This window comes from Kitasatospora sp. NPDC127116 (assembly GCF_042677365.1).
Taxonomy (GTDB): domain Bacteria; phylum Actinomycetota; class Actinomycetes; order Streptomycetales; family Streptomycetaceae; genus Kitasatospora; species Kitasatospora lactacystinica.
Window position 1 is genome coordinate 39,673 of record NZ_JBHXTL010000008.1, and the last position, 12,348, is coordinate 52,020.

Here is a 12,348-nt window from a genome sequence, read left to right on the forward strand (position 1 = left end):
CAGCCAGCCACCGCCGCCCCGGTGGGTCAGGGCTTCACCGCCCCTTCGAGGGGCAGCAACGGGGTGGCGAGGGCGGCCCAGTGCAGTGGCGGGTAGTACTCACCGCCCCTTGGAGAGGTAGCACGACTACCTTCGCCTCGGCCCGCCTCGGCTCCAGCAGTCGCCGACATCACCGCTGGCCTGATCGACGTCGTGCTGCCGACTTTTCGGGCGGTCTGGGGCGAGCAGCCGGCATTCACAGCGACGGCAACGAGGGCCGGAGAAACTCAGCCGTACCGGCGAGAGCGGCTGAACCGGGCCAGCAAGCGCTCGGCATCTGCTTCGTTGCGGCCGAGGGCGGCAGCGGCCTGCTCAAAACTGCTGTTGCTCCCGGCGTTGCGGGCGGGCCAGAAGGCGACTTCCCCGGCGATCACCTCCAGCTGGCGGGCCGCCCGCACGGCGGCCAGTGGGTTCGTGCTCCCCAACTTCTCGATCTCCTCCGTCAACTGGCTGAGCAGATCGGTGACCGTCTTGGGCAGAGGCACCGCCGTCGCCGCCACCTCGACGATGTGCGTGTCCCACCAGCCGCTCTCGCACTCGATCGCTGCGCCGACACCCGCCCTGGCCATCTCCTGGTCGCCGATCTCGTCCCAGTCCAGCACGTGCTCGGGACCGGCCCACCCACAGGAGCACACCCCACGCAACGCGTGCGCCCGCGGGGCGTCGAAAGCCCCATCGTAGGCGTACCACTGCGAAACGGACCGCCCACCCCCACTACTGCTCGTCTCGTAGAAGACCGGACCGGGAACGGTGCCGTCGGCCAGCAGCACGCCGACCGAGCCTTTGTGCGAGTCGCCGAACTCGCCCGTCGACCACGTCTCCCGCTCACTCATCGCGCTCCTCCAACCGACCGTCTGCCCGATCCGCTGCCCCTCTCCTGGGGCGTCGGAGATGACGATCCCGCAGGCCTTGGTCGCGTGCCACCGAAACGGTGAAACACCAGCCTCCCGGGAGGGCGCCGACCACGCCAGCCTCAAGCAGGTCCGCTGCCCAGGCCCTGGACAACAGGGCTGCTGGCAAGCGCGCCTCCGGTCGGACCCGGTCAATGCCAAACCGTGATCGAGGGGCGCGACGACGCCGCGGCCGGCGGGCCGATGCCCACGTCTCAAGTGAGCAGCCGGCCCGGCTGGCCTCGCATGATAGCCACGGCTTCAGGAGGTAGCCCCGTCGCTAGCAGCGGGTGGCCAGTCTCGGGCCCTCCAGCAGGCCGTGGCCGTCGGCTCCAGAGCGAAGAGCGGGGTCGGCGAACCGGATATCGAAGTGGGTGCTGCCCCCTGACTCGGAGGCACCCTCGCCCCACGGCCCGAGAGGGTGCCGAAGTTCGCCAGCCCACAGGTACCAGACACAGTCCCGCGAGCCAGCGTCTCCACTGGTCAGCGCGCTCGACCGCACACCAGTCGGGCACCGTCATAGCCATGGCCTCCACCGAACCGGGAACCCCTCTCCCAGTCGTTCCGCGCCTGTACGATCTCCTCGCCGGATCTGCCGATGAAGTTCCACCACAACCCCATCGCCTGGTAGAGAGGCAGCCAATCGAGCTACAGGGCCAGTGCTGATTGAGCGCAAGGAAGCGAACGCAACACACCTTACTGCGCGACATCCCGCTCCTTTCCCCACGCCGCGATGCGAACGCTGGACCTGGGATCGCGGCGCAGAGCCTCCCGCGCCTGGCGCACACCCGCTTGCCGTTCCTCAGGGACTGTGGACAACTCCTCCGCCAGCACACGACGGACTCTGGCATTCGCATCAGCCGCGAGCCTCATCAGAGTCCCCGGATACCGATCCGGATTCCGGGCACAGAGCACGGCAGCAAGCTGCCGGACGTTCACATGGCTGTGAATTGACAAGAGGTCTGCATCGATGTCCTCCGAGAAAGCCTTGGGAAGGCCAGCCAGGACATGGGTCGCCTTCTGAACATCATCCTTGTCGTCACTATGCAGCATGTTTACCGCGTGCTCTCGAACCCAGAGGCGCTGACTGTCCGTTGAAGCGGCGGCAGCAGCAAGCCGCAGTCCACAGCCGCGCAACGAGGCGGACCCCATGTTCATCTTGAACGAGCTGAGGGGGTGCGGTTCCCCTACCAACTCGTCGAGCCGGCTTCCATCCTGCGCGCCGAGAACACACTGCTCGGCCACCCGGAACGTCTCACTGGTGTCCAACTGGTCTATGTCGAGCACGAGGTTACGCGCCGCGATCAACGCATCTTGCCTGTTGGAAGCTATCTCACGGGAGTCTTCGGCGGTGGCCAGAAGCCTGGCCAGACACCGGCGTCGATCCTCTATGCCAAGACCGGATACGAGGGCGGAGTCAGCAACCATCGTGGTTCCGATCTCCACCCGACTCGAATCAGGGGACGGCCGATTCAGGATGCGGTCCCTCGCGTCTTGCCTGCGGAAATGTACCTCCGAGCCACCGGGATCGAACTCGTCGTGGATCAGTGGGACCAGGTAGTGCCCACGCCCGGAGAGGTCTCGCACGCGAGCGCCCAGCGCTTGACAGGTCTCCGCCGGAAGCGCTTCGTACCTGACCGATGGATGGGGGCCCCTGCGCTGAAGCGACGGAGCTCCCAGCAAGCTCAGCACCCGGGCATCCAGGATCAACGAGAGCGCGCGATCCACACCCTGATCCGCCAGATCGAACAGACGCAGCAAAGCGGCCGAAGCGAGCTCCGGGTGTGCTCCCGCAATCTCGACGCAGGCATCGGCGTGCGCTTCGTCAGTCTCTCGGTAGTGATGCTCCGAACGCCGTACATCTGCGGCGAGCAAGTCCAGGAGTGCGGCCGCCTGAGCCGATGTGCCACGGCCAGCCAGGGCACACGCACTCTTCGCCGCCTGGGTCGTGAAGGTGAGGTGAGGAGATTCATTGAGCTCACCCCGCCTTCCGCGGGCCGCAAGTTCCATCAGTTGGCCCAGGAGCGTTGAAGCCGAGGAATCGTCGATCAGGTCCGCCTGCGCGTCGACCAGTACGGCACCGGCGTTAAGCACCCACCAGGGTGCCCCACTGAAGTCCGGCAACGGCAGCAGCAGGTCTCCCACACCATCTGCCAACTCTTTCGCCTTCTTCGGTCTGCCCGCCCGCTGGTAACAACGAGCGGCCAATCCAGGTTCGGAATTGTCTTGGTAGAGATCGCCGAGGAAGGCGAGCGCATCGTTCTCAGACTGCCAACTTGCGGTCACAACGCTGTCCGTGAGCCAGCGCCGGGCTGCATGGACGGCTTCGATGGCATTGCCGCTGGCGTGGTTCGACATCGCACGTTCCCGTGGGTTGCGCACACGATTCAGCAGGCGTGAGGTGCCCGTTCCGCGCAGGGCCTGAGCGAGCCTGTGGTCGTCATCGAGATCATCCCAGGGCCCGTAGTTCACGTTCAATGCTCGGATGGCATAGAGCCAGTCGCCCGCCTCCTCCGCCATGCCGACAAGGATTCCGTCGTGAATCGCATCCCGCCAATGTTCGAGCGATTCCTCTGCTCGCCCCTCCAGGCAGCACCGGCGCGCCTCCCGAGCATTGATGAGTGCTCGGGATCGTCCCTCGACTCTCCTCAACTTCGCTGCCCGCAGGAGCCGTCGACGTTCCTCTGCTCTGTATTCCGCCCGAACGAGACGCAGACGCAGGAGGATGTCCTCGTCGGCGTCACTCGTTAAATGTCGTTCGGCCTGACCGATTGCAGCCCTGACAAGCCCGTCGAGCTCATCGACACTCTCAGGCTCGGTCGCCAGCACCGACTCCGCGAGGTGCAGCACCAGCGCCGGCAGATAGACGATGTCCCGATCAGTCCCGGACTCGAGTTCGGCACGAAGGTCGGCCCGTTCCCCCAGCGGATGAAGATCACCGCTGACAGCAGCTTTGACCAGTCGAGCGTGATACACGACATCCGCCGCGCTCTCGGAGCCCTTCGCTCCTGCCTCTTGGACGATGCTCTGGAGCATGTATGAGAGTCGCCTGGGTTCATGCCAGTCCCCATGGTGAAGGGCCATGACGGCAAGACGAGCAGCAAGTTCGGCCGTCTCGCCGAGTCGGCCCGCCCTACGGAGAGCGTCGAGCTGCTTATTCCGCAGGACGATCGCATGACCACGGAATCCGGCCTTGGTCAGGCGATCTGCCAGATCACGGTACAGCTCTGCTGATGCGCCCGGGTCTCCGTCCAGCTTCCTGTCGGCCTCACGCAAAATCGGCCTCACGTCGCTGGTGTCGAGCGGGCCGAGGAGAATCCGGTCAGCCTGCTCCTGACGGTCGAGCGGCGGCATCGGCACTCCAGGCAACGGCGACCCTGAACAGAACGTCGCGGCCGTCTCGCGGGTCCAGAAACGGGCCACCACATCCGCTCGGTACCGGAGGAAATCGTTGATCTGCTCGGCTCCCCACAGGTCCAGATCGAGCTCTGGATATTGCTCCTGAAGAACTGCGAGCTCGTCGGCAACCTGAGTTGTCTGAGTCTCTGCCGAAGTGGCGACGATCAGCCTCTCTGCCCCGAACGGACGCTTCCCGAGAGCGAACAGTTCGACTGCAGCACGCAGATCACCCGCCGTGAACCTCCTGTAATCCTTGCACTGCACGACCGTATAACCGCCGTCGGGCTCCCGCCCCGCGAGGTCGATGCCGTACTGCGCCTGCCCCTGAACCCCGTACCGCCGGAACTTGACACCATGAAGGCCGCGGGCGCCGCTCACGACCGCCAACAGCAGCTTCTCGAACCGGTCCCACCCGATTGCCAGGTTGAGATCCTCGCCGGGAGGGCAGTTTCCAGGCACGCCCGAAGCCGGTGGCTCCCTGAGGTTGGGATCTGTCCAGTGGAAAGCCCACCGGTCCCTATCCAAGTTTGCCGAATCACGCCCGTCCGCTGGCTCAAGGAGTGCGCCCATAGGAAAATTATGCGCCCTTGTCCATCCCGCCTGGAATCACCAGGCACTCCGGCAATGCGTCAAGGGCATCGCCGACAAGAGTCACAGACCACCACCCAGTAGCTGAAGCCTCGGACGGCGGCCCACAACCTCTACCCCGTGCGGAGTGGTCACCACAGGCCGGTCGATGCGCAAGAGCGCCGTCGTCGAGCCCCTTACGGCCAGGGCCGCGGCCACGAGGTGAGCGTCCTCCACCAGCGCCCATGAGGACGATTGGAGGTCGAAGTGCCCGATCCCCGGCTCTTCGACCAACCTGAACCTCACGGTGATCTCTGGCTTCGGTCCTCGTCCAGTCCGGGACAGCGCACGGCGTTCGCCCCAGGTGGGTGGGCATCCGCACGCGGCTCCTGCGGCACTTGTCGGCTCCAGCAGGCGAACCCCGTCGCAGGTTCGCATTCCACTACGCCCCCGCATGACCATCCTCAGGGAAAGTGACTGCGGCCCGTCGAGTGAAATCTGAAACTCGGCTCGGTGGGTATCAAGTTCATGGGTCGCCCCTCCAGCCCCCGGGGGCCTCTTCTCGGGGGACAGAACCAGCAACCGGGCCAGGTCTGCTGCCACGTCCCTCGATGCCGTGGAGACCAGCCATCCTCCTTCTCCGGCTTCCCTCCTCCGCAATGGTCCGCCCAGGTGGAACTTCCCCACCGTAGATCCCGAAACCCGATGATCGAAGTGTGCATCACCACGCGAAGCAAGAAGTACGAGAGGAGAAACAGCGGCTGAGGACAATGCGACCTCCGGGGTCCAAGGAGCAAGACTCCTCCATGGTCCGCAGCGGAGACGACTTGGTGCGGCCGGACGTCGTCGGTAGGGTGCTCGGTTCTCGGACCACGAAGGGGCCCGGGCAGTTCGATGTCTCGGCCTGCCCGGGCCGGGACGTCGAGCTTCGGGGTTCGACGGTGGTGCGGGAGCGGGAGCTGCAGCGGCGGGTCGAGGGGGGCACTGGAGTTGGGCGAGGTGGAGCATCTGCTCGGCGTGCACACCCGGGTCGCCGTAGGGGCGGCGGAGCAGGTCCGAGTCGAGGAGCAGCGTCGTGGGCGGCGCGTCCGGGGCGCGCAGGCGGGCCTCGAACGCCTCGGCCCGCGCGGCGCCCACCTGTCGCAGCCAGGTCATTGCCGCGTGCGGGCGGTGGAGCAGGTCCGCACGGTAGGCCCTGCACAGCGGGCAGCCCAGCTCCGGCGCAGGCGAGCGGGTTGTCACGCCGGCTGGAGCCCGCAGTCGGGAGGCCTCCCGCTCCGCGACGGCAGTCAGCTCATCACAGGCCGATGGCCCGACCTGGCAGCCTCACACTTCTGCCGAATCTTCCTCCTGGGCCGCCCAGGGGTCCGGCTCGTCCAGCCAGTGGATCTCAACCCGGGACATGCCGTCGAACGGGATTCCTCGGTGCCCCTTCGAGACGACTACTCGCCGCACCAGGAGGCGAATCAGCTCACGCCTGAGCTCATGGCCAGCCCTGCCCCACGCTTCACGGATGGAACCGTCCTCCAACAACCAACTGACGTCAAGGCGCTTCGGCATCGCCTCGGCCACCTTCTGCTTGGCAGCCACCAAAGCGGCCCTGGCCTCGGCCTGGAGCTTGGGCAGATGAGTGTCGAACGGCGGCTCGAAGAATCCGTCCGCCTGCTGCTTGGCCAGCCGCTGGACGGCAGCCTCCGCTGCAGCGAGCGCGGCGACGGCGTCGGCAAGTTGCTCCGCTGTCTCCGGGTGCTGATAGCCGGTCCACCGCTCGGCCGCTACGATCAAGAGCGGGTCGTCGATCTCGGCACCGTTCAACCGGGAGAACCAAGCCTCCACGACCCAGGGCTCCAGAACCTTTCGGTTCACGGAGACGGGGGCAGAACAGCTTTGTCCCGCCCTGTGCCGTATGCACCGATGGCTCTGTCCGTCGGCCGATGCCGATCCGCGGCAACCGGAGCACCTGGCGAGATCCGTCAGTAGATGCCGCTTGCGGTTGCTTCCCACCGACTGGACGGGAAGGCGGGTTCCGCCGGTGAGCATCTGCCGGGCGCGCACAGCCAGTTCGTGTGGAACCGGCGTCCCCTCCTCGGACCACACACGCACCCGGTCACCGTTCTCGTTCCGGTAGGGGATCGGCTGGAGAGGCCTCTCGGGATGCCTCATGGTCTGCCAGCCCTCGTACACCGGGTTGTGCACGATGTACGAGATGGTGGAAACCCCCCATTCCGCCCCCCGTGGTGACAGGATCGGGCTCGGACCGGAGTTGAGCGCCTTGCAGAGAGTGCGAGCGCTGATGCCGTCGGCCAAGCTGCGGAAGATGTGGAGCACGACGGGCCACAGGTCTCCGTTGGTGAGCTTCCGGTCCTTCGTGGCCTCCGTTCCGTACGGCGGCTGGCTCGACCACTGGCCGTTCTTCAGCTGGTTCCTCTTCGTGGTGCGGATGTTGTAGCTGAGCCGTTCCGAGTACTCGCGAGCCTGCTCCGCGCGGTCGATGATCCAGCGGCGGTCGTTGGGGTCGGAACTGTCGAGTCGCTCCCAGTGGAAGATGACCCGGGCCTTACCCAGCACCGGACCGATGTCGTCGATGCCCTTGCGCGTGAAGCGGTCCAGCGCGAAGCACCAGAGAGCCGGGACCTGATCGTCAAGTACTGCGGCAAGTGCGTTGTCGAAGCCCGGACGGGCGACGTCCGACCAGGCGGACAGGTTGTCGATCCACACCTTCCGGACCCGGTAGTGATTCGCCGCGGCCCACTCCCTGCCCTCGGCTTCCTGGGTCCTGATCGAGGTGATGTCCCGCTTCTCGCCCTCACGGACGACCTTGGACTTGCGGAGGTACAGATCGATCTCCGGCCAGTCGGCCGGGTCCGTTGACGGGTGCCTGGTCGGGGATTCGTGGTGGTACGCGGGCATGGGTGGGATCCTCCGGGAGGACCGCGATTCGGTGCGGCCGACGAATGCCAGTACGTTCGACGGGCTTCAGCCGTCACCTCGCCGTCACCGCCGCCGCCGTCTGCGCGGCCGGCGCACTGGCCGCCGCCCCCGCCTCCGCGTCGCCGCAGCCCCTCGCCGCCGGTCCGGTGCTCACCACCGGGAGCGCGGGCGGTGCCGCCGTCGCCGTGGGCGACGCGCTCGCCGCGCCGCTCGCCACCGGCACCAAGGCCACCTTCTACTCGACCGCGACCAGCACCACCGGCGTCACCTGCGCCACGTCGCAGCTCTCGGCCTCGGTGCTGGGCAACCCGGCGGCGCCGGGCAGCGCGACCGCCTCGCTGACCGGGCTGACCTTCGGCTCGTGCACCGCCAACGTCACCGGGGTCACCTCGGTGCGCAGCCTGACGGTCGGCAACCTGCCGTACGGCGTCACCGTCTCCGACGCACCCGGCCTGCCGGTCACCCTCACCGGCGGGTCCGCCGGGACGATCCAGGCCACCGCCGTCCTGGACACCTGGTTCGGCACCATCACCTGTTCCTACCAGCTGAGCGGCGCCTTCACCGGCAACGCCGACAACGCCGCGCACAGCCTGGCGTTCCGCACCGAGCACTTCGCCAAGAGCGGCGGCTCGACGCTCTGCCCGGCCGACGGCTACTTCTCCGCGACGTACGGCCCGGTGGCCGACACCAGCCAGGCGGGCGGCCCGGCGGTCTTCGTCAACTGACCGCCCCGCGGGACCACCGGGGCGGGCGCGGCAACACCGCCGCGCCCACCCCGGTTCCCGTCGTCCGGCCCGCGACCGGCCGGCCGCTCAGGTCCCCGGCTCCCGGTGCCGCCACCGCACCGGGTCCACGGCCTCCGCCGCGCCCGGTGCGCCCGCCGCACCCGGTGCGGTCCGGGCCGACGGCCGGTGGGCGGCGGTGGAGAGCACCAGCAACTCGTTCCCCCCGGGCCGGTACTCGTAGGACACCTGCTCCACCCGGCTCGGGACGCCGAGTTCGGCCAGTTCCCCGCGCAGCCGGTCCAGCCCCTGGTAGCGGACTCCCGTGTCGTACACCACGAGCGGGAAGATCCGGACCTCCCGGCGCGCCACCCGGGCGAGTTCCAGCAGGGCCGCCCGGTGGAAGTCCTCGTCCAGCCGGTTGCCGTAGGAGAACAGCAGGTGCGAGCTGAGCACCAGGTCGAAGGAGTCGTCGGCGAAGGGGAGTTGGGGCAGCGAGCCGGCCACGTAGCGCTCGGGTCGGGCGGCGATGTCGGCGCGGAAGGTACGGGCGTTGGCGGTCCACTGGCGGATCATGTCGTCCGCGTCGGCGTACCAGGACCGGTCCCAGCCCTCGGTCTCCTTCACCAGCAGCTCGCGTTTGAACGCGGTCTCCCGCTCCACCAGCAGACCCAGTTCCTCGCGGTGCTCGGCGTACTGGAGGTCGACGGCGACGGCGTCGACACCGCGCCGCCCGGCCTCGGCGACGAAGCTCGCCGCGCCGGCCGGGCAGTCCAGGATGCGCTGCTCCAGGTCCCGCTCCCCCAGCGCGAACATCGCCCGGTACTCCGCGAAGGAGCGTGCACTGACCAGCACGGCTCAACCCCGTCCGACGAACGGCATGGTGGTCGGCAGCACCACCAGGGACTGGATGGTGGTGTCCGGCGGCTGCGAGGCCATCAGCACCAGCGCCTCGGTGAAGCGGTCCACCGGGATGGTCGCCTCGACGGCCATGGTCCGGTCGGCCTGCATCGCGGCCGGCTGCGGGCCGCCGTCCACCGGGGTGACGTTGCCGACGTCGATCTGCCCGCAGGAGATGCCGTACGGCCGGCCGTCCAGGGCGAGCACCTTGGTGAGGCCGAGGACGGCGTGCTTGGCGGCGGTGTACGCGATCGAGTTGGGGCGCGGCACGTAGGCCGAGGGCGCGCCGTTGTTGATGATCCGTCCGCCCTGCGGGGACTGGGTGCTCATCACCCGGAAGGCCTCGCGGGCGCAGAGGAATCCGCCGGTGACGATGGTGTCCAGCACCCGGTTCCAGTCCTCGAACGGGGTCTCGGCGATCGGCCGGCGCGGGGCGGCGGCGCCCGCGTTGTTGAACAGCAGGTCCAGCCGGCCGTACCGGTCGAGGACGGTGTCGAAGAGCCGGGCGACCTCCTCCGGGCTGCGGATGTCGGTCGGGACGGGCAGCACCCGGTCGGCGGCCGGGCCGGCCAGGGCCGCGGTCCCCTCCAGCGCGTCCTTGCGGCGCCCGGCGACGACCACGGTCCAGCCGGCCGCCAGCAGGGCCAGCGCCGAGGCCCGGCCCAGCCCGCTGCCCCCGCCGGTGACGATCGCCACCCGTCCGTACGGTGCGGTCACCGCACCGGGCTCTCCTCCGGTGGTCACGGCGCCCACTCCTCCCCCTCGTTCACCCAGACCCGCAGCATCCGCCGGGAGTACGGCCCGGGCTCGTCGACGAACGGCGAACGCCCGTGCAGCACCCGGCTGTTGCGGATGATCAGCAGGTCCCCGGCGGCCATCGGCAGCCCGAAGGCGATCTCCGGCCGGTAGAGCACCTCGTCCAGCACGCCGAGCGCCTCCCACTGATGGTCCGTCAGTTCCGGCCCGCCGCGGTCGGGCGAGGAACGGACGGTGCGGGTCTGGTAGTAGCAGCCGACCGTCCCGTCCTTGCGGTCGTACAGGATGGGGGTGACCACCACCTGCGGGCCGGCCCGGCCGCTGCGCTCGAAGGTCCACTCCTCGCGGAGCGTGGCCAGCGCGTCGGGCCGCTCCCGCTGGATCAGGTCGTGCACGTGCCGGGCGCTCGCCAGCTTGGTCAGCCCGCCGCCGTCGAAGGCGGGCCGCAGGCAGAGCAGGACCAGCAGGTCGCAGGTGTCGCAGTGGAAGCCGAGTTCGGTGTTGCCGTCGCCGTCCTGGTCGTGCAGCACCGAGGTGAGGTCGCCGCGCCCGTTCTGCGGGACGATCCGGCCGAAGTCCCGCAGCAGGAAGGAGAGCACCTCGGTGATCTCCTGCTCCGGGAGGGCCGGGTCCACCAGGCCGCTCACATGGGTGATGCCGACCGAGTCGGCGGCGTTCCGGACGAACTCCCGCAGCCGGGCCCGCACCTCCCCGGCCGCGTCCCACCGCCCGGCCCGCGCGTCGGCCCAGAGCAGCCGCCGCTCCTGCTCCCCCAGCGGGAGCGACCAGAGCTCCCGCCGGGCGTCCAACTCCAGGCTGCTCCAGCCGATTTCGGTCACCGCATCCATGTCCTCTCCTCCCTACCGGCCGCCGGCCGCGACGGCCTTCGCCCACAACTCCAGGCCCTCGTCGATCTGTTCGGCCGTGACGACCAGCGCGGGGATCATCCGGACCACATTGAGGTGGATCCCGCACAGCAACAGCAGCAGCCCGTGCTCGGCCGCGGCCTGCTGGGCGCGCCGGGCCGCCTCCGGGTCCGGCGTGCCGTCGGGACGGCAGAACTCGCTGGCGGCCATCAGCCCGAGCCCGCGGACGTCGGCGATCCCGGGCGTCCCGGCGGCCACCGCCCGCAGCCCGGCCAGCAGCCGGACGCCCTGCTCGGCCGCGTTCTCGACCAGCCGCTCCTCGCGCAGCACGTCCAGGGTCGCCAGCGCGGCGGCGCAGGCCACCGGGTTTCCGCCGTAGGTGCCGCCCTGCGAGCCCGGCCAGGCGCGCCCCATCAGCTCGGTGGAAGCGGCGATCGCGGACAGCGGGAAGCCGCTGGCCAGCCCCTTGGCGGTGATCAGGACGTCGGGACGGACGCCGGCCCCGTCCGGGTGGGCGCTCTCGTGCTCGTGGGCCCAGAACCGGCCGGTACGGCCGAAGCCGGTCTGCACCTCGTCCACCACCAGCAGGATGCCGTGCCGGTCGGCCCGCTCGCGCAGCCCGGCCAGGAAGCCGGGCGGGGCCGGGACGTAGCCGCCCTCGCCGAGCACCGGCTCGACGAACACGGCGGCCGTCTCGGCGGGCGCGGAGACGGTGGCGAGCACCTCGTCCAGTCCGCGCAGGGCGTGCGCGACCGCCTCGTCCTCGGACAGGCCCAGCCGGAACGCGGCCGGGAAGGGCGCCACCGCGACCCCGGGCATCAGCGGGCCGATACCGGCCCGGAACCGGGTGCCGGCCGTGGTGAGCGAGGCCGCGCCCATGGTCCGGCCGTGGAAGGAGCCCTCGAAGACGATCACGTTCTGCCGTCCGGTGGCGTGCCGGGCGAGCCGCAGCGCGGCCTCCACCGCCTCGGTGCCGGCGGTGGCGTAGAACAGCGAGTCCAGCCCGGGCGGCAGCACCTCGCCGAGCCGCTCCGTGAGCGTGAGGAGCTGGTCGTGCAGCACGGTGGTGTACTGCCCGTGGATCAGCCGGCCGGCCTGCTCCCGGACGGCCTCGACCACCTTCGGGTGACAGTGGCCGGTGCTGGTCACCCCCACTCCGGAGGTGAAGTCGAGGTAGCTGCGGCCGGCGGCGTCGTAGAGGTGGAGTCCTTCGCCGCGTACGGCGACGACCGGGGTGGCCTGCTTGAGCGCCGGGGAGAGCTGGGACACGGGGCCTGC

At 69.2% G+C, this 12,348-nt stretch carries 9 protein-coding genes; 1 reads left to right on the plus strand and 8 read right to left on the minus strand.

Features of this window, described 5'->3' with window-relative positions; all coding sequences use genetic code 11:
• Nucleotides 1–266 precede the first annotated feature (266 nt).
• The 4 genes from ACFVHV_RS05220 to ACFVHV_RS05235 all read right to left on the minus strand — a co-directional run bounded on the left by ACFVHV_RS05220 (nt 267) and on the right by ACFVHV_RS05235 (nt 7,805).
• Complete coding sequence (locus ACFVHV_RS05220) at nt 267–872, minus strand: hypothetical protein (protein WP_380348910.1); 606 nt, start codon at nt 870–872, stop codon at nt 267–269.
• Nucleotides 873–1,625: 753 nt separating this feature from the next.
• Nucleotides 1,626–4,898 (minus strand): hypothetical protein, encoded by a 3,273-nt coding sequence (locus ACFVHV_RS05225; protein ID WP_380348912.1) that lies wholly within the window; start codon nt 4,896–4,898, stop codon nt 1,626–1,628.
• Between the two features lie 81 nt (nt 4,899–4,979).
• Nucleotides 4,980–6,137 (minus strand): Scr1 family TA system antitoxin-like transcriptional regulator, encoded by a 1,158-nt coding sequence (locus ACFVHV_RS05230; protein WP_380348914.1) that lies wholly within the window; start codon nt 6,135–6,137, stop codon nt 4,980–4,982.
• 84 nt (nt 6,138–6,221) lie between these two features.
• Nucleotides 6,222–7,805 (minus strand): recombinase family protein, encoded by a 1,584-nt coding sequence (locus ACFVHV_RS05235; protein WP_380348915.1) that lies wholly within the window; start codon nt 7,803–7,805, stop codon nt 6,222–6,224.
• A 44-nt stretch (nt 7,806–7,849) separates the two neighbouring features.
• On the opposite strand from ACFVHV_RS05235, the gene ACFVHV_RS05240 reads away from it, so the two are divergent.
• Nucleotides 7,850–8,551 (plus strand): Tat pathway signal sequence domain protein, encoded by a 702-nt coding sequence (locus ACFVHV_RS05240; RefSeq protein WP_380348917.1) that lies wholly within the window; start codon nt 7,850–7,852, stop codon nt 8,549–8,551.
• An 87-nt stretch (nt 8,552–8,638) separates the two neighbouring features.
• Here the strand turns inward: ACFVHV_RS05240 and ACFVHV_RS05245 are convergent, their stop codons facing one another.
• From ACFVHV_RS05245 to ACFVHV_RS05260, 4 genes are read right to left on the minus strand one after another with little or no spacing between them, the layout of a single operon-like run.
• Nucleotides 8,639–9,403 carry a class I SAM-dependent methyltransferase gene (locus ACFVHV_RS05245; protein ID WP_380348919.1) on the minus strand — a complete coding sequence of 255 codons (765 nt, stop codon included), beginning with the start codon at nt 9,401–9,403 and terminating at the stop codon, nt 8,639–8,641.
• A gap of 3 nt (nt 9,404–9,406) precedes the next feature.
• Nucleotides 9,407–10,192, minus strand: coding sequence for an SDR family oxidoreductase (locus ACFVHV_RS05250; protein WP_380348921.1), 786 nt, complete (start codon nt 10,190–10,192; stop codon nt 9,407–9,409).
• The gene (locus ACFVHV_RS05255; protein WP_359898520.1) at nt 10,189–11,052 is read right to left on the minus strand and encodes a TauD/TfdA family dioxygenase; all 864 of its coding nucleotides are present in this window, start codon (nt 11,050–11,052) and stop codon (nt 10,189–10,191) included. The genes ACFVHV_RS05250 and ACFVHV_RS05255 overlap by 4 nt, the downstream gene beginning before the upstream one ends.
• A gap of 12 nt (nt 11,053–11,064) precedes the next feature.
• Nucleotides 11,065–12,339, minus strand: a complete 1,275-nt coding sequence (locus ACFVHV_RS05260) for an aminotransferase class III-fold pyridoxal phosphate-dependent enzyme (protein ID WP_359898538.1) — start codon at nt 12,337–12,339, stop codon at nt 11,065–11,067.
• Nucleotides 12,340–12,348: the final 9 nt, after the last annotated feature.

What these genes read in the sequence shown, in the direction of transcription:
- ACFVHV_RS05220 (WP_380348910.1), bottom strand. Translation starts at nt 872, where the DNA reads ATGAGTGAGCGGGAGACGTGGTCGACGGGCGAGTTCGGCGACTCGCAC.
- ACFVHV_RS05225 (WP_380348912.1), bottom strand. Translation starts at nt 4,898, where the DNA reads ATGGGCGCACTCCTTGAGCCAGCGGACGGGCGTGATTCGGCAAACTTG.
- ACFVHV_RS05235 (WP_380348915.1), bottom strand. Translation starts at nt 7,805, where the DNA reads ATGCCCGCGTACCACCACGAATCCCCGACCAGGCACCCGTCAACGGAC.
- ACFVHV_RS05240 (WP_380348917.1), top strand. Translation starts at nt 7,850, where the DNA reads ATGCCAGTACGTTCGACGGGCTTCAGCCGTCACCTCGCCGTCACCGCC.
- ACFVHV_RS05255 (WP_359898520.1), bottom strand. Translation starts at nt 11,052, where the DNA reads ATGGATGCGGTGACCGAAATCGGCTGGAGCAGCCTGGAGTTGGACGCC.